At 71.9% G+C, this 18,941-nt stretch carries 18 protein-coding genes and 1 tRNA gene; 11 read left to right on the top strand and 8 right to left on the bottom strand.

Annotation, left to right across the window (positions count from 1 at the left end; translation table 11 throughout):
- Positions 1–5: 5 nt before the first annotated feature.
- From prsR to F563_RS23400, 3 genes are read right to left on the bottom strand one after another with little or no spacing between them, the layout of a single operon-like run.
- On the bottom strand, positions 6–1,427 hold the full coding sequence (gene prsR, locus F563_RS0119380) for a PEP-CTERM-box response regulator transcription factor (protein WP_019016357.1): 1,422 nt from the start codon (positions 1,425–1,427) through the stop codon (positions 6–8).
- Positions 1,424–3,496 carry an XrtA/PEP-CTERM system histidine kinase PrsK gene (gene prsK / locus F563_RS0119385; RefSeq protein ID WP_019016358.1) on the bottom strand — a complete coding sequence of 691 codons (2,073 nt, stop codon included), beginning with the start codon at positions 3,494–3,496 and terminating at the stop codon, positions 1,424–1,426. The genes prsR and prsK overlap by 4 nt, the downstream gene beginning before the upstream one ends.
- A 21-nt stretch (positions 3,497–3,517) precedes the next feature.
- Positions 3,518–4,258 carry a sugar transferase gene (locus tag F563_RS23400; protein WP_019016359.1) on the bottom strand — a complete coding sequence of 247 codons (741 nt, stop codon included), beginning with the start codon at positions 4,256–4,258 and terminating at the stop codon, positions 3,518–3,520.
- Between the two features lie 520 nt (positions 4,259–4,778).
- On the opposite strand from F563_RS23400, the gene F563_RS0119395 reads away from it, so the two are divergent.
- The 9 genes from F563_RS0119395 (at position 4,779) to F563_RS0119435 (ending at position 13,451) form a co-directional block, all read left to right on the top strand.
- Entirely contained in the window at positions 4,779–5,378 is a 600-nt protein-coding gene (locus tag F563_RS0119395; protein WP_019016360.1) for an XrtA/PEP-CTERM system exopolysaccharide export protein, read from the top strand.
- A 4-nt stretch (positions 5,379–5,382) separates the two neighbouring features.
- On the top strand, positions 5,383–6,909 hold the full coding sequence (locus tag F563_RS0119400) for an XrtA system polysaccharide chain length determinant (RefSeq protein ID WP_019016361.1): 1,527 nt from the start codon (positions 5,383–5,385) through the stop codon (positions 6,907–6,909).
- Complete coding sequence (locus tag F563_RS23405; protein WP_019016362.1) at positions 6,906–7,853, top strand: P-loop NTPase; 948 nt, start codon at positions 6,906–6,908, stop codon at positions 7,851–7,853. Before F563_RS0119400 ends, F563_RS23405 begins: the two co-directional genes overlap by 4 nt.
- Positions 7,854–7,911: 58 nt before the next feature.
- A complete protein-coding gene (locus F563_RS0119410; RefSeq protein WP_156825273.1) occupies positions 7,912–9,573 on the top strand; it encodes a TIGR03016 family PEP-CTERM system-associated outer membrane protein in 1,662 nt (553 codons plus the stop codon).
- Positions 9,574–9,588: 15 nt separating this feature from the next.
- Positions 9,589–10,599, top strand: coding sequence for an AAA family ATPase (locus tag F563_RS0119415; protein WP_019016364.1), 1,011 nt, complete (start codon positions 9,589–9,591; stop codon positions 10,597–10,599).
- A complete protein-coding gene (locus F563_RS0119420) occupies positions 10,596–11,438 on the top strand; it encodes an XrtA system polysaccharide deacetylase (protein WP_019016365.1) in 843 nt (280 codons plus the stop codon). Before F563_RS0119415 ends, F563_RS0119420 begins: the two co-directional genes overlap by 4 nt.
- 10 nt (positions 11,439–11,448) lie before the next feature.
- A complete protein-coding gene (locus tag F563_RS0119425; protein WP_019016366.1) occupies positions 11,449–12,492 on the top strand; it encodes a FemAB family XrtA/PEP-CTERM system-associated protein in 1,044 nt (347 codons plus the stop codon).
- 335 nt (positions 12,493–12,827) lie between these two features.
- Complete coding sequence (locus F563_RS0119430) at positions 12,828–13,334, top strand: helix-turn-helix domain-containing protein (protein WP_019016367.1); 507 nt, start codon at positions 12,828–12,830, stop codon at positions 13,332–13,334.
- A 7-nt stretch (positions 13,335–13,341) separates the two neighbouring features.
- Positions 13,342–13,451, top strand: a tRNA-OTHER gene (locus F563_RS0119435).
- Positions 13,452–13,480: 29 nt separating this feature from the next.
- Here F563_RS0119435 and F563_RS0119440 read toward each other — a convergent pair.
- The 3 genes from F563_RS0119440 to F563_RS0119450 are packed head-to-tail and all read right to left on the bottom strand — an operon-like array spanning position 13,481 to position 15,108.
- Positions 13,481–13,900 (bottom strand): type II toxin-antitoxin system VapC family toxin, encoded by a 420-nt coding sequence (locus tag F563_RS0119440; protein WP_019016368.1) that lies wholly within the window; start codon positions 13,898–13,900, stop codon positions 13,481–13,483.
- Complete coding sequence (locus tag F563_RS0119445; RefSeq protein ID WP_019016369.1) at positions 13,897–14,187, bottom strand: FitA-like ribbon-helix-helix domain-containing protein; 291 nt, start codon at positions 14,185–14,187, stop codon at positions 13,897–13,899. Before F563_RS0119445 ends, F563_RS0119440 begins: the two co-directional genes overlap by 4 nt.
- A 42-nt stretch (positions 14,188–14,229) precedes the next feature.
- Positions 14,230–15,108: a polysaccharide pyruvyl transferase family protein gene (locus tag F563_RS0119450; RefSeq protein WP_019016370.1), complete on the bottom strand. Its 879-nt coding sequence runs from the start codon at positions 15,106–15,108 to the stop codon at positions 14,230–14,232.
- Between the two features lie 281 nt (positions 15,109–15,389).
- Between F563_RS0119450 and F563_RS24165 the strand changes: the two genes are divergently transcribed.
- A complete protein-coding gene (locus F563_RS24165) occupies positions 15,390–15,848 on the top strand; it encodes a PEP-CTERM sorting domain-containing protein (protein ID WP_019016371.1) in 459 nt (152 codons plus the stop codon).
- A 34-nt stretch (positions 15,849–15,882) separates the two neighbouring features.
- Entirely contained in the window at positions 15,883–17,112 is a 1,230-nt protein-coding gene (locus tag F563_RS23415; RefSeq protein ID WP_019016372.1) for a TIGR03087 family PEP-CTERM/XrtA system glycosyltransferase, read from the top strand.
- 2 nt (positions 17,113–17,114) lie between these two features.
- Here F563_RS23415 and F563_RS0119465 read toward each other — a convergent pair whose 3' ends face one another.
- Both F563_RS0119465 and F563_RS0119470 read right to left on the bottom strand, forming a co-directional pair.
- Positions 17,115–17,762, bottom strand: a complete 648-nt coding sequence (locus F563_RS0119465) for a PEP-CTERM sorting domain-containing protein (RefSeq protein WP_019016373.1) — start codon at positions 17,760–17,762, stop codon at positions 17,115–17,117.
- Between the two features lie 189 nt (positions 17,763–17,951).
- On the bottom strand, positions 17,952–18,941 hold a 990-nt coding region (locus F563_RS0119470), incomplete at its 5' end, for a carbohydrate-binding domain-containing protein (protein ID WP_026299732.1).

Raw genomic sequence — 18,941 nt, forward strand, 5'->3', positions numbered from 1 at the left:
CTCCGTCAGACGGCATCGACGGACGCGGTGGGCGTGCCGGCCTCGGGGCGCGGCACGGGAATCCCGTGCGTCTCGAGCAGGGTGTAGAGGGTGGGACGGCTGATCCCGAGCAGCCGCGCGGCGGCGGTCAGGCTGCCCTGGCTGCGGGCGAGCGCGCGCTCGATCGTCTCGCGCTCGGCGCGCATGCGCGCGGCGCGCAGGTCGAGATCCACCTCGCTGTCGGCCGACTGCGCCGCGATCGCCGCCGGCTCGGGGGCGGCGAGTTCGAGATCCTCGGCCGAAACGAGCGGGCCTTCGGCCATCAGTGCCGCGCGGCGCACGCGGTTCAGCAGCTCGCGCACATTGCCCGGCCAGGGGTGCGCCGCCATCGCCGCGAGCGCCGTGGCATCGAAGCCCTGCAGCTTGCGGCCGAACTCGCGCCCGTCGCGGGCGAGGAAGGCGCGCGCGAGCAGCCCGATATCGTTGCCGCGCTCGCGCAAGGGCGGGATGCGTACGGTCACCGCGTTGAGGCGGTAGAGCAGATCGGCACGGAAACGGCCCCGCTCGACATGCTCCTCGAGCGGCTGGTTCGTCGCCGAGACGAACCGCACATCGACCTTGATCGGGCTGCGCCCGCCGATCCGCTCGATCGTCTGCTCCTGCAGGAAGCGCAGCATCTTGGCCTGGAGGTTGCCGGGCAGGTCGCCGATCTCGTCGAGGAACAGCGTGCCGCCGTTCGCCTGCTCGATCTTGCCGATCACCTGGCGCACCGCGCCGGTGAAGGCCCCCTTCTCGTGGCCGAACAGCTCGGCTTCGAGCAGCGTCTCGGGGATCGCGGCGGCGTTGATCGGGATGAAGGGCTTCGCCGCGCGCGGGCCCATGTCGTGCAGCGCGCGCGCGAGCGCCTCCTTGCCGGTGCCGGACTCCCCGAGCAGCAGCACCGGCACCGAGACGGAGGCGAGACGTTCCACCGTGCGGCAGACCTTCAGCATCCCCTCGTCGGCGGTGAGGATGTCGCGGATCGGGCTCGGGCGCGGCTGGGCGGCGAGGCGGAGATTCTCCTCCTCGAGTTCGCGCAGCCGGAGTGCCCGGTCGAGCACCGTGCGCAACAGTGCCAGATCGGCCGGCTTCTCGCAGAAATCATAGGCGCCGAGCGCGATCGCGCGCAGCATGTTGTCGCGATGGTCCTGGCCGGAGGACACCACCACCGGCATGGTCGGGAACAGCCTGCGCAGCGTCTCGAGGGTGGCGAAGCCCTCAGCCACGCCTTCCGCGTCGGGCGGCAGGCCGAGATCGAGCAGCACCACCGCCGGCTGCTCGCGCCGCGCCGCCGCCTCGGCCTCGGCGCGGTCATTGGCGATCAGCACGCGCCAAGCCGGGAAGCCCCACTTGTACTGCGCGCAGAGCGCGGGATCGTCCTCGACCACCAGGAGCTTCGGCTTGCTCACGCGCGCCTCCGCCGCATCTCGCCTGTCGCCATCTCCGCCCCGTCATCCTCGCCGGCACGCGGCAGGGTCAGCCGCATGGTGGTGCCTTCGCCAGGCCGCGTCAGCACTGAAAGATCCCCCCCCGCCTCGCGCAGCAATTCGCGCGCCTGCCAGGCGCCGATGCCGCTGCCTTTCGCCTTCGACGTGCCGAGCGGACGGAACAGCACGTCGCGCACGAACTCCGGCGTCATGCCGGGGCCGCGATCGGCGATGTCGATGACGATCCGCCCGCCCTCGCGGCGGAGCGCCACACGCACCGGTTCCTGCGCGGGCGAGGCGTCGATCGCATTGTTGATCAGGTGCGTCACCGCCGCATCGAACGCGTCCGCCCCGATCGCGGCAAGACCCGGATCGGGCCCGGGCTCGACGATCACGCGGCTCTGACGGGCGGCGGCAAGCGCGGCCAGCCGGGCGGCCGGGGCGATCTGCGGCGCCGCCGCGGCCGGGCGCGGCGCCACCTCCTCCTCGGGCTGGCGCAGCCGGACGATCAGGGTGTTGATCCGGTCGGTCGCGGCGCGCACCGTCAGCAGCACGTCCCGCTGGAACTCGGGGTCCTGCATGTGGTCCTCGGCATTCGCGAGCAGCAGGCTCAGCTGGTGCGAGACGGTCTTCACGTCGTGCGCGACGAAGGCGAAACGCTTCGCGTACTCGGCGAGCTTGCGGCTGTCGGCCAGCCGTTCGGCGGCGCGGCGTTCGGCGAGGAACATCGCCACCTCGCGCCCGAGCGTGCGCAACAGGTCGAAGGTCTCGCCATCGAGCGGGAAGGGCGCGCGCGGCGGCGCCAGCAGGACGATGCCGGCCAGCCCCTCGCGGTGGTGCAGCAGCGGCACGGCGATCCAGAGCGCGCCATAGGCGCGGGCGAGATCCGCGGGCGCCGCCTCGCCGAGTTCGGCGATCCAGGCGCCGTCGCGCAGCAGCGCCAGCAGCGGATGCGCCGCCCCGATCGCGAGCGGCGCATCGGGGCAGTTCCAGGACTGGGCCCAGGCGAAGCGGGGCGCGCCCTCGGCCTCCTCGCGCAGCAGCAGCACGCCGGCCGGGCTGTCGACCGGGTCGGCGATCGCGCGGATCGCCCGCAGGGTGCCGGGCGCCTCGGCATCGGCGGCGGAGAGGGTGGCGACGGTGCGCAGCCATTCCCGCCGATAATCGTGCCGGGCGGTGAAGAAGTTGTCGACGATCTGGCGGCGCAGCCGCGAACGCACCGATTGCGAGGAGGCGGCGACCAGCAGGGCGAGGGCGGCGGCGGCGAGCAGGCTGATCTGCACCGCCCGGCCCCAGTCGGCGCCGAGATGGCGCACCACCTCGCCGGCGAGCCCGATGCCGAGCAGGAACACGCCCCCCACCACCAGGGTGGCACCGTGGAACACCACCGCCCGGCTGATCGGCAACTGGCGGCGCCAGCGGCGGTCGCGCACCGCGGCGACCGCGAGCAGCGGCATGGCGAGCGCCGTCACCACCGCGCGCGCATCGAGCAGCGGCAGCGAGAACTCGCGCGCCAGCACGGCATCGGCGTAGACCAGCACGTCGAAGGCGGCGAGCCCGCCGAAGGCGATGCAGGGGAGGTTGACGTGCCAGCGGGTGGCCTCGTCGGCATTGCGCCAGACGTTCTCGGCCAGCAGCACGGTGGCAAGCGCGAGGCCGAGCCGGGCGAGCAGCGCGGGCGAGCCGAGCGTGGGCAGGGCGAGTGCGGCGGTGGGCCCCGGCAGCAACGCGGCGAGGCCGATCAGCACCAGCACGGCGCCAACGGCGGCGAAGCGGCGGATGGCCGGAACCACGGCGGCGCCGGCAAAGCGGCGATAGAGCAGCAGCAGCACCGCGAACCAGAGCGCCCACCGCAGCATGTCGGCAGCCCCCGCCGGGCCGTCGAGCGGCTGGGCGGGCAGCAGCGCGACCGTGCCGGCCCAGAGCGCGGCGGCGCCACAGGCCACCGCGAGCGCGGCCGCCATCCGGCCACGCCCGGCGGCGAGCACGAGCGCAGCCCAGAACAGGCAGAACACCGCCGCGGCGGTGTGCAGCAGGACCGAGGCGGTCATGGCGCGGGCGTCGCGGCCACGCTAGCCGGCCCTCTCCTGGACCAGCACGAGGCGGAGCGTGGCGAGCAGGATCCTGAGATCGAAGCCGAGGCTGCGGTGCTGCACGTAATGGAGATCGTAGCCGAGCATCCGGCGCGCGCCGGCGAGCGAGCCGCCGCGATCCAGGGGGCTGACCGCCTGGTGCACCTGCGCCCAGCCGGTGACTCCGGGGCGGACGACCTCGCGGTCGCGCCAGCGGGGGATCCAGCGGGCATGTTCGGCGGCCGAGACGGGCGCCTCGGGGCGCGGCCCGACGAGCGCCATCTCACCCTTCAGGACGTTGACGAGCTGGAGCACGTCCTCGATGCGGCAGAGCCGGAACAGCCGGCCGAGGCCGCCGGCGCGGACGCGCAGGCGGTAGAGGGTGAAGGGGCGGCCGTGCCGGCCGACGCGCGGGATCCGTTCGACCACCGGGCCCGAACGGTCGGCCAGGGCGACCAGGGCGGCGGCGGTGAGCAGGGGGGCGGCGAGGCCGAGCACGGCAAGGGCGAGCAGGATCTCGATCGCGCGGCGCAGCGGCACCGACCCTGGCGCGTCATGGCGACGGGTGACGGTGAGCCAGCCCTCCGGCAGGCGCTCGGGCTCGAGCGCCGCGGCGCGGTCGACCCTGGGCGGCAGGGCGGCGTGTCCGGCGAGCGCGAACGGCCCCGGCCGGTGATCGCCGAGGGACGAGGGGGAAGGCGCAGACTCGGGCCGGGCGGCGCGGCCGAACCAGCGTGCCATGGCATCCTCCGCTGCGGGCGCAGGCCCGCTCGATGCCGGCCCGAAGGCCGACGGATACTCCCCCGATGGTTGCCCCCGGGGAAGGGGTTTAGACTAATTTTTGATGAAAGTCCAGCAGAGGATACGCAAATTGCGAGAATCCGCATCATTTTTGACACGTCCGGTTGTCGTGCCGCCCGGTCTTGCACCACCACGACCAGGGTAGCACGGGGACGGCCCTGGCAGGGCGCCCGGCACGCGACTGTCGGCAGGATTCACAACCGGAAATGGCATCTTTGCCGCACCGAAGACGGAAAAAGCGTTCCGAAGCGGGAAAACCGTCTCGAAAATGGGGTGTCTTGAGTTTTTTTCTATTGCCCCCGGCCGGCCGGGTTTGGTAAGACCCCGCCATCGTCAGCCGGCGTCGTGCTGCATGCCGACCGTTCCGGTGGCCTGGGATCAGCCGTAGTCTAGAGGCCCGTACCGACAGGAGAGCGAGGCGACAGCGATGCACGGTCGATCCCCCCACCTCTTGGCCCTCATGGGGCTCCTGGCGCTCGCCGCCTGCGGCCCGCGCACTGTCACACTGCCGGCGACCGACCCGCGCCCCGTGCTGCCGGCGATGGACGCGCCCGAGTATGTCATCGGCGCGGGCGATACGCTCAGCATCGTCGTGTACCGCCTGCCCGAGCTGAACGCCTCCGTGCCGGTGCGCCCGGACGGCCGCATCTCCACGCCCCTGGTGCAGGACCTCGTCGCCGCCGGCCGCACCCCCTCCCAGCTCGCCTCGGCGATCGAGGAGGAGCTGCGCAAGTTCGTCCGCGAGCCCTTCGTCACCGTGCTCGTGACCAGCTTCGTCGGCCCGCCAGCCCGCCAGATCCGCGTGATCGGCGAGGCCGCCCAGCCGGTGGCACTGCCCTACCGCGAGGGCATGAGCGTGCTCGACGTGATGATCGCCGCCGGCGGGCTCACCCGCTATGCCGCCGGAAACAGTGCGGAAATCATTCGGCGCGAAACTGTCGGCGGACCGGCGGAGGTGATCAGCGTGCGTCTTTCCGACCTGCTGCGTGACGGCGACATCTCCCAGGATCTGCCGATGCGGCCGGGCGACACCCTCGTCATCCCGCAGGGCTGGTTCTGACCCGATGGACATCGGCGCGCTGATCCGACGCTACGCCGCCGCCGGCTGGCGGCATCGCTGGAAGGCGCTGCTGCTCGCCTGGCTGGTCTGCGGGCTCGGCTGGATCGGCGTCTACAAGCTGCCCGACGTCTATCAGGCGAATGCGCGCATCTACGCCGATGTCGATGCCATCCTGGGCTCGGTGCTGCGCGGCGTCGCGGTCGATGGCGCGCCCGAGCGCCAGGTGGAGACGCTGCAGCGCACCCTGCTCAGCCGCCCCAACCTAGAGCGGGTGATCGCGCGCACCGATCTCGACCTGCGCGTCACCGACGCCGCCTCGCGCGAGGCCCTGATCGAACGCCTGAGCCGCGAGATCCGGCTCGTGCCGCAGACGCGCAGCCTGTTCCGAATCGAGTACAGCGACCACGACCCGCGCATGGCCCATGCGGTGGTGCAGACGGTGATCAACCTCTTCATCGAGGCCGCCACCAGCACCGACCGCCAGCAGATGCAGACCGCGCGTCAGTTCATCGCCACCCAGCTCGCGAGCTACGAGAGCCAGCTGCGCGCGGTGGAGCAGAAGCGCGCCGAGTTCCGCGCCCGCTACATCGACCTGCTGCCGTCGGAGAATTTCGGCGGCGTGAGCAAGCTCGACCAGGCGCGCACCCGGCTCGCCACCCTGCGCGGCCAGCACGAGGACGCGACCCAGCGGCGCGCCCTGCTGCAGCAGCAGCTCGCCGACACCCCGGCCACTCTCACCGGCCCCGCCGCCGGCGGCGGTGATCCGCGCCTGGCCGCCGCCGAGCGCAACCTGCGCGACCTGCTGCTGCGTTTCACCGACCAGCACCCCGACGTGATCGCCACGCGCGCGATGATCGCCGAGCTGCGCGCCCAGGGCGCGCGCAGCGGCGGCGCGGCGCGTGGCGGCGGGGCCGGCGGCGGTGTGCCGAATCCGCTGCACGAGCAGCTCAAGCTGCGCGTGATCGACGCCGACTCCGAGCTCGCCTCGTTCGAGCGCCAGATCCGCGATGTCGAGACCGAGGTCGAGCGGCTCGAGAACCTGCTGCGCACCGCCCCGCAGCTCCAGGCCGAGTACGTCAACCTGAACCGCGACTATGAGGTGCTGCGCCGCAACTACGAGGAGCTGCTGGCCCGGCGCGAGTCGCTGCAGATCGCCGGTGCGGCGCGCACCGACGCCGACCGCGTGCGCCTCGAAGTGGTCGAGCCGCCGACCGTGCCGCTGACCCCCACGGGGCCGAACCGCATCCTGTTCGCCACCGGCGTGCTGCTGGCCGGGCTCGGCGCCGGCGGCGTGCTGGCCCTGCTGCTCGTCCAGCTCGATCGCGGCTTCTACACCGTGCACGACCTGCGCAAGCTCGGCCTGCCGGTGCTCGGCGCCATCTCCTCGGCACAGCCGGTGCGGCGCGCCGGCGCGGCCGTCGTCTTCGCCTCCGGCCTGCTGCTCCTGATCGCCGCCTACGGGGTCGTCATCGCCGGTGGCCCGGCACTGATGGCGAAGGTCCCCAACCTCGTCGCGAGGCTGATCGCATGAACACCGCGCCCAAGGGCCGCGCTCACCTGGTGGAGCGCGCCGTCGAGGCGATGGGCGGGCTGGAGGCACGCGATCCGCGCCCGGCGGCCGCGCCGCAGGCCACCCCGCCCGCCGCGGCACCGCAGCCTGCGCCCGCACAACCTGCCGCGCGAAGCCAGCCCGCGGTCCCGCCCGCGGCGCCGGCCACCCCGGCGATTCCGCCGATCCCGATGGATCTGCTGATCAAGGCCGGGCTGGTGGCCGGCCCGACCGGACCGGGACGCTCGCGCCTCTCCGAGGAGATCGCCGTGACCCAGCACGCGGTGCTGCGCACGGTGAAGGCCACCCCCTCGGTCGATGGCCGCTGCGGGCGGATGGTGATGATCGCCTCGGCCCGGCCGGGCGAGGGCAAGACCTTCACCGCGCTCAATCTCGCCGCGGCGATCGCCGGCTCCGGCGCGCGCCCGGTGGTGCTGGTGGACGCCGACGGCAAGCATCTCTCGGTCAGCCGCCTGCTCGGCCACGCCGAGACGCCCGGCCTGCGCATGCTGGCCGCCGAGCCGACGCGCGCGCCCCAGACGCTGCTGGTGCCGACCGCGATCCCGCGCCTGTCCTTCCTGCCCTACGGGCCGCACCCGGCCGGCCAGCCGGCCGCCGCGCCGGGGCAGATGATGGCGGCCGCCCTCGCCCGCCTCGCCGCCGCCCTGCCCGACCACATCCTCGTGCTCGACACGCCGCCCTGCCTCTCCACCTCCGATGCCTCCATCCTCGCCCCGATCGTCGGCCAGGTGGTGATGGTGGTGGAGGCGGAACGGACGCAGCGCGCCGAGGTCGAGGCCGCCCTCGATCTGGTCGAGGCCTGCCCCAACCTGCAGCTGCTGCTGAACCGCGCGGTATTGACAGCCAACGACACCTTCGGCGCATACGGCGGGTATGATGCGTACGCTGCGCCGCCGGGCGGCTAGGATCGCGCGCCGAACATTCCGGCCCGGCGACGCCCCACGCTCCGCGTCCTCCCGTCCGATGACCCGGGGGGGCTGGTCGGGTGTCGTGCTGGCCCTGCTCGCCGCCAGTCCCGGCGCGGCCCAGACCGAAACCCCGGCCGCGCCGGCCGGTCCCCCGGCCCCGCCGCCGCGCGTCGCCCCGCCCCCGCCGGGCGCTACCGTCGCCCCCGACTCGCCGTTCCGCCCGGGCACGCTGGGCTTTCCCTTCACCACCCTCTATGCCGCGCCCCCCGGGCCGCCGCGCGCTTGGACCATCACGCCGAGCCTCGGACTCAGCGTCACCTTCAACGACAACATCCGCAACACGCCGCGCAACCGCCGCTCCGACGTCATCTTCGGCGTCACTCCCGGCCTGACGCTGCGCGCCGAGACGGCGCGGCTGCAGGGCACCCTGAACTACGCGCCGACCGCCAGCTTCTACACCCGCTACAGCCAGCAGAATCAGATCGCCCATCGCGGCTTCGGCCAGGCCTCGCTGATGCTCGTGCCCGATCTGCTGTTCGTCGACATGCGCGCCGCCGCCTCCGTGCAGTCGCTCGCGAGCGGCTTCGCGCAGGACGACAACACCGCGATCAACCGCGACGATCAGATCCAGACCTTCACCGCCTCGATCTCGCCCTACATCGTGCAGCGCTTTCGCGGCCTGGCGACGCTGCGTGCCGGTTATACCTACAGCTTCACGGACCAGGATCGGGCGGATAACCGCCGATTGCCGAGCGACACCGGGTTCGGCCCGACCAACTTCCGCGCCTCGAAGTTCAGCTCGCACACCGGCTATGCCGTGGTCCGCTCGGGCGAGGATTTCGGCCGGCTGCTGCTGCAGGGCAGCCTCAGCGCCACCGAGTATGACGGCCAGGGGATCTACAGCGGCGCCTATCGCCGCACCCTGCTGCTGGAGACCGGCTACGGCATCACCCGGAGCCTGGCCGGGCTGGTCGAGGTCGGCTACGAGCAGCAGCGCTACAACAGCCGCCCGATCACCGAGATCGACGGCGTGATCTGGGCCGCAGGGCTGCGCTTCACGCCGAACGAGGTGACCTCCATCACGGTGAAGTACGGCAAGCGCGACGGCTACAACTCCGCCTTCGTGCAGGGGCGGACCGAGCTCGGCCCGCGCACCCGCATCTTCGCGACCTACACCGACCGGCTCAGCACCGCGGCGCTGACCGCCGCCGATCTGCTGCAGTCGATCGTGCTCGATCCGCTCGGCAACCCGGTGGATGCGCAGACCGGCGCGCCCGTGCTGCCCTCCACGGCGTCCTCGCTGCTCGGGCTCCAGGGGGGACTGTTCCGCGTCCGCAGCGCCACGGTCTCGCTCAGCCACAGCTTCCGCCGCGACACGGTCACGCTCGCCCTGACGCACGAGAACCGCCGGCCGATCGCCGCCGATCCGCAGCAGACCGCGCCGCAGTTCAGCCAGAAGGGCAGTTCGGTCAGCCTGAGCTGGTCGCGCCCGCTCGACGAGCTGACCAATCTCACCGCCTTCGCCCGCTACGGCATCAGCACGCGCCAGGGCCGCGGCGACACCAACAACTACAGCGCCGGCGCCTCCCTGACACATTTGATCAACCCGAGCCTGTCAGGCTCGCTCACCTATCGCGTGACCTACCGCGATGGTGGCGGCCTGGACGGCAGCGCGCTCCAGAACATCGTCATCGCCGCGGTCCGACAGACCTTCTGACCGGGGACCCGCCCCATGTATCTCGACTACTACGGCTTCACCGCCCACCCCTTCCTGATGACGCCGGATGCACGGCTGTTCTTCGCCTCCAGCGTGCACGCGCGCGCGCATGCGCATCTCGTCTACGGGCTGGCGCAGCGCGAGGGCTTCATCATCATCACCGGCGAGGTGGGGGCCGGAAAGACCACGCTGGTCGAGCGGCTCTGCGCCGAGCTCGACCCGAACTCCTTCACCATCGCGCGCATCATGACCAGCCAGGTGGCGGGCGACGATCTGCTGCGCCTGGTCGCCGATGCCTTCGGCGTCTCCTCCGACGGCACCAAGGCCGCCGTGCTGCGCGGCATCATGGACGCGCTGCGCGCCGGCGAGAGCGTGGGGCGGCGGCACCTGCTGATCGTCGACGAGGCGCAGGGCCTGCCTCCGTCGGCGCTCGAAGAGCTCCGCATGCTCTCGAACGTGACCGAGGACGGGCGGGCCTTGCTGCAGACGATCCTGCTCGGCCAGCCGCAGCTCCGCCGCACCATCGCCAGCCCCGATCTGGATCAGCTGCGGCAGCGCGTGCTCGCCTCCTATCATCTCGGCGGGCTCTCGAAGGACGAGACCCACGCCTATGTCGAGCACCGCATGCGCGCGGTCGGCTGGTCGGGCACGCCGCAGTGGGAGCCGGAGGCGCTCGACCTCGTCTACCGCTTCAGCTCAGGGATCCCGCGCCGGATCAACCGGCTCTGTGCCCGCGTGCTGCTCGGCGGCGCGCTCGAGCACGCGCAGACCCTGACCGCACCGATGGTCGAGATCACCGCGCGCGAGCTCGAGGAGGATCTCACCGGCGGCCAGCCCGCCGGCCGGGCGCCGCTGCGCGAGTTCGCCGCCCAGCACCAGCCGACGCATGAGGGGGCGAGCGTGCCGGCCTCGGTGATCACCGAGCTGTCGCGCCGGATCGAGATGCTGGAGATCCAGGCGGCGCGGCGCGAGCGCGTCTTCAACCGGTTGATGGATCTGTTCTCGGGGCTGGATCAGCGGCGATGAGCCGCCCGACCAACGCGATGAGCGTGGACGTGGAGGACTGGTTCCAGGTCCAGGCCTTCGCCGGCGTGATCGACCGCGCCGCCTGGGAGACGCTGCCGCGCCGGGTCGAGGCGAACACCGACCGCATCCTCGCGCTGTTCGAGCGCGCGGGCGTGCGCGCGACCTTCTTCACCCTCGGCTGGGTGGCCGAACGACACCCCGCCCTGATCCGGCGCATCGTCGCGGGCGGCCATGAGCTCGCGAGCCACGGCTACGGCCATGAGCTGGTGCACGCGATCGGGAAGGAGGCGTTCCGGGCCGATCTGCGCCGTGCCAAGGCGGTGCTGGAAGATACGGGCGGGGTGGCGGTGATCGGCTACCGCGCGCCGACCTTCTCGATCGGACGGCGCTCGGCACCCTGGGCGCACGCGGTGCTGGCCGAGGAGGGGTATCGCTATTCCTCCTCGGTGTTTCCGGTGAAGCACGATCTCTATGGCGAGCCGGACGCGCCGCGCGCGCCGCACCGCCCCGATCCGTCGGGCGTGGTCGAGCTGCCGATGACGACGGTGCGCGTGGGCAGGCGCAACCTGCCCTGCGCCGGCGGCGGCTGGTTCCGGCTCGTGCCCTATGCGCTGTTCCGCGCCGGGCTCCGGCGCGTCAACGCCGACGGCACGGCGGGGCTGTTCTACTTCCACCCCTGGGAGGTCGATCCGGATCAGCCGCGCGTCGCCGCCGGGCGGCTCGCGCGCTTCCGCCACTATGTCGGGCTCGCGGCGATGGAGGGGCGCGTCGCCCGGCTGCTGCGCGACTTCGCCTGGGGCCGGATGGACCAGGTCTTCGCCTCCGCGATCGCGGCCTGAGGAGCCTCTCATGACGGTGCGGATCCGCGCGCTCGACGCGGCGAGTGCCCCGGCCTGGGACGCGTTCGTGCGGGCGGCCGAGAGTGCGACGTTCTTCCACCGGGCGGCCTGGGAGCGCGTGATCCGCGAGGTGTTCGGACACGCCACCTACTACACGTTCGCCGAGCAGGACGGCGCGATCGTCGGCGTGCTGCCGCTCGCGCGCATGAAGACCTTGCTGTTCGGCGACGTGCTCGCCTCCACGCCGTTCTGCGTCTATGGCGGCACGGCCGCCGTCACGCCCGAGGCGGCAACGGCGCTCGAATCCCACGCGCTCGATCTGCAGGCGAAACTGGGCGCGCCCGCGCTCGAGTTCCGCCGCATCGCCGCCGAGGACGAGGGATGGCTCGGGCGGCCGCCGCTCTACTACACGTTCCGCAAGGCGATCGTGCTGACCGGCGACGACGAGGCCGACATGGCGCGCAACATCCCGCGCAAGCAGCGCGCCGAGGTGCGCAAGGGCTTCAAGCGCGGGCTGACCTCGGTCTCGAACAGCGACACCGACACGCTGCACCGCGTCTATGCCGAGTCCGTGCGCAACCTGGGCTCGCCGGTGTTCCCGCGCCGCTATTTCCGCGCGCTTGCCGAGGCGTTCCCCGACGAGCACGACGTCACCACCGTGCTGCACGAGGGCCGTCCGGTCGCCTCGGTGCTGAACTTCCACTTCCGCAATGAGGTGCTGCCCTATTACGGCGGCGGCACGGTCGCGGCGCGCGCGCTCTCGGCCAACGAGGTGATGTACTGGGAGGTGATGCGCCGCGCGGGCAACGAGCGCGGTGCGACGCGGTTCGATTTCGGGCGTTCCAAGGCTGGAACGGGCGCGTTCGACTACAAGAAGAACTGGGGATTCACGCCCGAGCAGTTGCACTACTGCTACCGGCTGACGCCGGGGGCGGCGATCCCCGAGAACAACCCGAACAACCCGAAATACCGGCTGTTCATCGCGCTCTGGAAGCGCCTGCCCGTGCCGGTCGCGAACCTGCTGGGGCCGCCGCTCGTGCGAGGGCTGGGGTAGGCTCAGCCGAGGGCTGCGAGGGCCGCCTCCGGAAGCAGTTGGACGGCGATATCGGTCAGGTCAGGCCGAAGGAGAAGTCAGCCGGGAATCCGAGCAGATTAGGCTGCTGTGAGAAAGGTGGATGACCCAGTAGTCATGTAGGACGGGAAGGTTCTGGGTGCTCGTTCGTATGGGCTTATCGGTATACTGCATGTGAGAGCATTCTTATTTACCGGACGCCACCGCCCTCACCTTCCAGTCGTCTACGACTGGTAGCAGTGGTCGTAAGCGTCTTGTTGCAGGGACTTGTTTCCTAGTCGTCGCGCGCGTATTTGGGCACATGAAAGGAGTTCAGCATGCCCGACGATGCGACGAAGCCGACGGCCGAGGTGATCGAGCTGCGCCCGGCCAAAGCCACCAAAGCTTCAGAGAAGAAGTGGGGCAAGGCGGTGATGGAGCGCGGGTTCTGTGTCGTGCCGTCACTGCTTTTGCGGGCACAGCCACGCCTGAAGCTGACGCCCACACAACTCGCGGTGCTGATGCACCTGGCCGACTACTGGTGGGACGTGGCGCGCAAGCCTTACCCGAGCAAGAAGGCACTCGCTGAGCGGCTTCGGCTCGGGGAGCGGCAGGTCCAGAGGATCATTGCCGACCTTGAGAAGGCTGGTTTTGTGAAACGGATCGAGCGGATCGCGAAGCATCGCGGCAAGCTCTCGAACGAATACGACCTCACCGGCCTCGTCACTCGGCTGAAGGAGATCGAGCCGGAGTTCCGTGCGGTCGAGGAAGAGGTCAAGTGGAAGCGGCGGGCGGTGGCCCGCCCCGGGCTCAAGGATCGGAGGGTGGACAGTTCAACACCCTGATCAGGTTCGCGGCGTAGCTCAGCCGGATAGAGCGTCCCGCTTCCTACGTGTCTGTGAGATGGCAGCTTCACAGTACGGGCGGGAAGGTCGCAGGTTCAAGTCCTGCCGCCGCGTCCAATAGACCTTTCCTGCGAAGGGGTTAGGCGTCACCCCACCCAGGGATCGATCACCGGCACGCCGCACTCCTGAAGGTCGCGGTCGCGCGTGACGACCGTCGCGTCATGCACATGGGCGATCGCGGCGATCATCGCGTCCTGCGCCGCGATCCGCCGCCCGGCCCGCTCGCGCGCCGCCGTGATCGCGGCATAGGCGGGGGCGGCCTCCAGCCCGAAGCCCAGCACGCGCCCGGCGAACTCGACCGCGAACATCGCCTCGGCCTGTTCCGCGAGCATCTCCTTGCGCCGCCCGTCCGGCAGGCGGGCGATCCCATACAGGATCTCCGCGACCGAGATGCTGGCGACATGGAACGCGGCGGCCGGGGCGCGGCCCATCCAGGCTTGCACCGCCGGCGCGGGCGTGGGCCGCATCAGCTCCGACACCACGTTGGTGTCGAGCAGCAGGATCACCCGTATTCGGGTCCGCTGAAATCGGGCGGCGGGCGGCCCGGCTCGCGCGGCGGCAGGTCGAGCTCGACCCCGCCGAGCGGGGCGAAGCGGCGCCGGATCGCCGCGTAGAGCTCCGCACCGGTCTCGGGTCGGGCGGCAAGCGCCTGCTTCAGGATCTCGCGCGCCTCGGCCTCCATCGAGCGGCCGTGGCGGGCCGCGCGCAGCCGCAGCCGCTCCTTCACCTCGGGGTCGAGGCGGCGGATGGTCAGGGTGGCGGGCTCACTGCGGCCGGCTGGGTTGGCAGGCATGCATAATGCTAGCAGAACGCTTCTATTCTGCGCAAACTACCCTTACCCCCAACCCTCCTCGCGCCTGAGCCGCGCGGCTTCCTCCTCCATCCGCGCGATCTGGCGGTCGAGCGCGCGCTCGTCGCTGAGCGAGGGCTCGGCGCGCGCCGCGCGGGCGAGCCACGCGGCCGCGCGGGCGATCTGCACCCGCTCGACCGGGGCGAGCGCGCGCACGACCGAAGGGTGGCGGCGCAGGAACCGCTCCAGCCGGTCCGAGCCCAGCTCCTGGAGGCTGGAGGCCGCGAGGCGGTGTGGCCGCAGGTCGATTCCGAGCGGGCCGGCCCATTCCTCCCACTTCGCCCGGTTGCGCGGATCGAAGGGCAGCACCGGCACCCAGGGCACGCGCAGGGCATCGGCGACGATCGCGCCATGCATCGCCTCGGTGACCAGAAGCTGGGTGCGCAGCAGCGTCGCGAGCGTCTGCTCGACCGGCGCGGTCGGGTCGACGAGCGTCACGCCGGCGCGCGCGCAGACCGCCTGCCAGTTGCCGCGCACGGCACTCTCCCAGTGCGGCATGAAGCCGACGAGCTCCGCCGCGCGCGGGCGATCCGCGAGCAGGCGCCGCACCAGCACGCCGGGATCGCCAAGCGCCAGGGACGCAGACAGGCCGAGCAGCCGCGCGGTGCGCGGGCCGCGCACGAAGCGGATGTCCCAGCCCTGCGCGAGATCGGGCCTGCGACCGTAATCGGGCACGAAGCCCGCGCCGAAGACGAGCTTGCGCGCCGCCGAAGGCAGGTCATGCACACCGATGATCGACCCGATGCCGAGGAACAGCGTCGAGTCGTCATCGTCGAACACCGCGCCGAACAGGCGCGGCCAGAGCCAGAGATTGAGCTCGTCGCCGAAATTCGGCCGCTCGCCCCGCCAGTGGATCAGCCGCACGCGCGCCCCACCCTTCTGCCCCCAGCACGATACGCGCGCCGGCGCCCAAACCGCACGGGGGTGTCGCACCACCATCCACCCCAACTGAAAGACAACCTAAGGTAGTATATTGGGGGGTCATGACGTCATAAAATCCCAGAGTTCTGCGAAAAACATGCTTGTTTTGGCGCAGTTTATGATAAATTAGACATCTCTGCGTCGCCCGGAAGAAGCAGCATGCCCACCCCGTCTTGGCGTTTCCCGCATCCGCACATCGCCGCAGCCCGCCCCCTGCTCCGGCCATGAGTGTGGCGCTCGTCAACGTCCTCGGCGGCATAATCCATCGCTGCGTCCAGGTGACGCGGCCCCGCGCCCGGCCGGTGCAGCGCATCGCCGCCGCCGTCGCCACGGTCGCGCCACGGCCGCGGCCACTCCGGCGCGCCGCGCAGGTGTTGTTGCTGTGCTCCGGCACGGCAGCGCCGCTGCCGCTGTTGCCCGCGCCCGCACCGCCTCTGCCGCTGCCGCCGCCGTGGCCCGCCATGCCCCTCCCCTTCGGCCTCGGCGAGGGTCCGCCGGTGACCTTGATGGCCCTGCCGCTCGGCGGCATCGGCGGCTTCATCCCCGACTCGGGCAATCCGCCCGGGCCGGACGCCCGGGTCACCGATCCCGACCCCCCCGCGACCGTACCGGAGCCGGCGGCGCTCGCGCTGTTCGGGCTCGGCCTGGTCGGGCTGGCCGGTGTCCGCCGCGCGCTGCGGTAGGGCCACGGCAACGGACATGCTGTAAGGGGGCGCCATGGCCCGGCGCCTTCTCTTCCTCGCCCATCGCATCCCCTATCCGCCCGACAAGGGCGAGAAGATCCGCGCCTGGCACATGCTCGACCACCTGGCGAACACCTGGGATGTCGAGCTCGGCTGCCTGGTGGATGATCCGCGCGACCTCGACCACCTGCCCGGCTTGCGCGCCCGCTTCGCCCATGTCGAGGCGCATCGGGTGCGCGGGCGGTGGCAGGCGGCCGCGCGCGCGCTTGCCCGCCTGCGCCCCGGCCTGCCGCTCACGCTCGGCTGGTTCCACCACCCCGCCCTCGCCGCCTGGGTGCGCCGCGGCCTCGCCGAGCGCCGCTGGGACGCGGCCTTCGTCTACTCCTCGGCGATGGCGCCCTACGTGATGGGGCCGGGCGCGCACCGGCCAGGGTTCCGGCGCGTGCTCGACATGGTCGATGTCGACTCCGCCAAGTGGCAGGCCTATGCCGCCGGCGCCAAGCCGCCGATGCGGCTCGTCTGGGCGCGCGAGGCGCGCACGCTGCGCGCTCTCGAACGCCGCGCCGCGCTCGACTTCGACCGCACCCTGTTCGTCTCCGAGGCGGAGGCGCGGCACTTCGTCAGCCTCGCTCCCGACTGCGCCGACAGGGTCGATTGGGTCGAGAACGGCGTCGATCTCGCCCGCTTCGACCCCGATGAACCGCGGCCGAGCCCCTACCCCGAAGGCGCGCTGCCGATCGTGTTCACCGGCACCATGGGCTACCGACCCAACGTCGAGGCGGTGGTGTGGTTCGCCGAGGCCGTGCTGCCGCGGCTGCGCGGCCGCACGCCCGCGCCCTCGTTCTGGATCGTCGGCGCCAACCCCGCGCCGGCGGTGCAGGCGCTCGCCCGGCTGCCCGGCGTGCACGTCACCGGCACGGTGCCGGATGTGCGCCCGTATCTCGCACATGCCGCGGTGGCGGTGGCGCCGCTGATGATCGCGCGCGGCATCCAGAACAAGGTGCTGGAGGCGATGGCGATGGCGCGCCCGGTGGTCGCGACCACGGCGGCCTTCGAGGGCGTGCACGCGGCGCCGGGGCGCGACCTGCTGGTGGCCGACGGGGCGGAGGCCTTCGCGGCGGCGGTGGCCGCGGTGCTGGACGGGGCGCATCCGGGGCTGGGAGAGGCCGCACGCGCGGCGGTGCGGGCCGCGCATGACTGGCCCGCCACGCTCCGGCGGCTGGATGCGGCGCTGCCCGCGCCGGGGTCAGCCCAAGCGGGGTAGGTTCAGGCAGCGCACCGGCGCGTGGCGAAGCCGAGGCCCAGGAGGCCCATGGCGAGCAGCGCGAGCGAGGCCGGCTCCGGCACCGTCACCTCGCGCGCACCGGTCAGGTAGAAGGCGTGCTCTTGGGAGTTGGTGGACCACGGGCCGTTGGCGCTGCCCAAGCTCTCCTGCCCGCGCGCGGTGGCGTTGGCGTCGGTCGTCACCCAGTAGATCTCGTCGATGCCGAAGTTCGCGCTCGCATGGATGCCGAGCCAGTAGGTGACGCCGGCCGCGGCGCCGAAGTCGGCGATGTCGAACTCGAACAGCCAAGCATTGCCGCCGAAGTCCCAGGGGATCCCGCTGTCGGTGACGGTGGGTATCACCGCACCCGACTGCAGCACCGCGCCGGGCGTATCGCCGGCATCGGCGTAGATATAGTAGGTGAAGGAGCCATCCCAGGCGCCGACATCGCCGAACCCGGCGAGATAGACGCCCGCGCCGGTCACCGCGGTGTTGGCGGCGAAGCTGAAATCCTCCGCCTGCACCCAGCCCGTCGTCTCGTTGCCGCTGACGCCGTTCGGCCCGCCGTTGTTGAAGACGACCGCGGCCTCGCTCTGCATCGACAGCGCGCACAGGGCCGCCGCCCCGAATGCCAGTCCCTTGATGTTCATCCTGCACTCTCCCCGAGGGGGTACGTCGCACCCGGTTGCCTGGCAAAGGTCACGCAAGAATTGCGCCACGGCTGGCAAACGCGTTTTGGCTCAAAGCGTTAGGAGCCCCCCCGCCGCGCCGGGTGGGGGGTGTGTAAAGGATTCCGACGGTCCTGCGCCGGGCCGGAGCGGTCCCGCCGCCGCAGCCCGTCAGGCCAGCTGCGGCGCGGCGTTCAGCAGGATCGCGTCGAGCGCCAGCAAGCCGGTCTTCTCCAGCACCACGCTGCCGCCCGCGAAGCGGATCACCATGTCCTGCCCCTGCCGGGTGGCCTCCAGGCTCGCCGCCGCCATGCCCTCGAACATCAGCCGGTCCTGCGACGCATCGAAATCCGCCACCCGGTAGTGCCCCTGGTCGCGCACCACCAACAGATCCCGCCCCGCCCCGGTGGTGACCCGGGCGTCCGGGCCGGTCAGCATGAACACGTCCGTGCCGGCCGAGCCAGGCATCACCCCGTCCTCCGGGCGGCCGTTGTGCAGCGTGAAGCGGAACACGCCGGAGGGCGGGAAGTTGTGGCTCAGGGTCGGCAGCGCGATCCCGTCATGCGCGACCCCCACCAGGGCCGGCCCCGGCAACGGCAGGCTGCTCACCCCGCTCCTGGCGTAGCTCAGCACGAACTCGGTGCTCTCGCCGGTGGCGACCTCGAGCGCCACGGTCCAGGGGCTGGCGGGATTGGCGGCCGCGAGCACGCCTTCGAACACCCGCTCGCCGTTCGCCTCGACGCTGAGCACGCCCTGGCTCTGCTGGTTGCGCGGGTTGAGCGCGAACACGATCGTCTCGGTTGGCGCGGGATCGGGCTCGGCCACCACCGGCGGCGTGGACGGCGGCGGCTCCGGCGTCGCGGGCGGCTCGGACGAGGACGGCGGGGGCTCATCCCACCTCCTGCCGCCTGCCGACAGGCTCGCCTCCTGGGCCGTGTTGTTCAGCAGCGCCATGCGCACCGGCAGCTCGACGCCGTTGTAGGACACCGCGTTCACGTACAGGTTCCGGTCCTGCGCCGTGCTGCCCTGGTAGGTGTCGTTGATCATCTGCACGCGCAGCGACAGCGTGTCGGGGAAGTCGCCGCGCAGGACCACGAGATCCGCCTCCGAGCGCGACTTGAGCGCCGAGGCGGTCAGCGTGCCGCCGATCTGCTGGCCGTC

It is taken from the genome of Elioraea tepidiphila DSM 17972 (assembly GCF_000378465.1).
In the GTDB taxonomy this organism is placed as follows: Bacteria; Pseudomonadota; Alphaproteobacteria; order Acetobacterales; family Acetobacteraceae; genus Elioraea; species Elioraea tepidiphila.

What these genes read in the sequence shown, in the direction of transcription:
- F563_RS23405 (WP_019016362.1), top strand. Translation starts at nt 6,906, where the DNA reads ATGAACACCGCGCCCAAGGGCCGCGCTCACCTGGTGGAGCGCGCCGTC.
- F563_RS0119445 (WP_019016369.1), bottom strand. Translation starts at nt 14,187, where the DNA reads ATGCCTGCCAACCCAGCCGGCCGCAGTGAGCCCGCCACCCTGACCATC.
- F563_RS0119430 (WP_019016367.1), top strand. Translation starts at nt 12,828, where the DNA reads ATGCCCGACGATGCGACGAAGCCGACGGCCGAGGTGATCGAGCTGCGC.
- F563_RS0119465 (WP_019016373.1), bottom strand. Translation starts at nt 17,762, where the DNA reads ATGAACATCAAGGGACTGGCATTCGGGGCGGCGGCCCTGTGCGCGCTG.
- F563_RS23400 (WP_019016359.1), bottom strand. Translation starts at nt 4,258, where the DNA reads ATGGCACGCTGGTTCGGCCGCGCCGCCCGGCCCGAGTCTGCGCCTTCC.
- F563_RS0119410 (WP_156825273.1), top strand. Translation starts at nt 7,912, where the DNA reads ATGACCCGGGGGGGCTGGTCGGGTGTCGTGCTGGCCCTGCTCGCCGCC.
- F563_RS0119395 (WP_019016360.1), top strand. Translation starts at nt 4,779, where the DNA reads ATGGGGCTCCTGGCGCTCGCCGCCTGCGGCCCGCGCACTGTCACACTG.
- F563_RS24165 (WP_019016371.1), top strand. Translation starts at nt 15,390, where the DNA reads ATGAGTGTGGCGCTCGTCAACGTCCTCGGCGGCATAATCCATCGCTGC.
- F563_RS0119415 (WP_019016364.1), top strand. Translation starts at nt 9,589, where the DNA reads ATGTATCTCGACTACTACGGCTTCACCGCCCACCCCTTCCTGATGACG.
- F563_RS23415 (WP_019016372.1), top strand. Translation starts at nt 15,883, where the DNA reads ATGGCCCGGCGCCTTCTCTTCCTCGCCCATCGCATCCCCTATCCGCCC.
- prsK (WP_019016358.1), bottom strand. Translation starts at nt 3,496, where the DNA reads ATGACCGCCTCGGTCCTGCTGCACACCGCCGCGGCGGTGTTCTGCCTG.
- F563_RS0119400 (WP_019016361.1), top strand. Translation starts at nt 5,383, where the DNA reads ATGGACATCGGCGCGCTGATCCGACGCTACGCCGCCGCCGGCTGGCGG.
- F563_RS0119420 (WP_019016365.1), top strand. Translation starts at nt 10,596, where the DNA reads ATGAGCCGCCCGACCAACGCGATGAGCGTGGACGTGGAGGACTGGTTC.
- F563_RS0119425 (WP_019016366.1), top strand. Translation starts at nt 11,449, where the DNA reads ATGACGGTGCGGATCCGCGCGCTCGACGCGGCGAGTGCCCCGGCCTGG.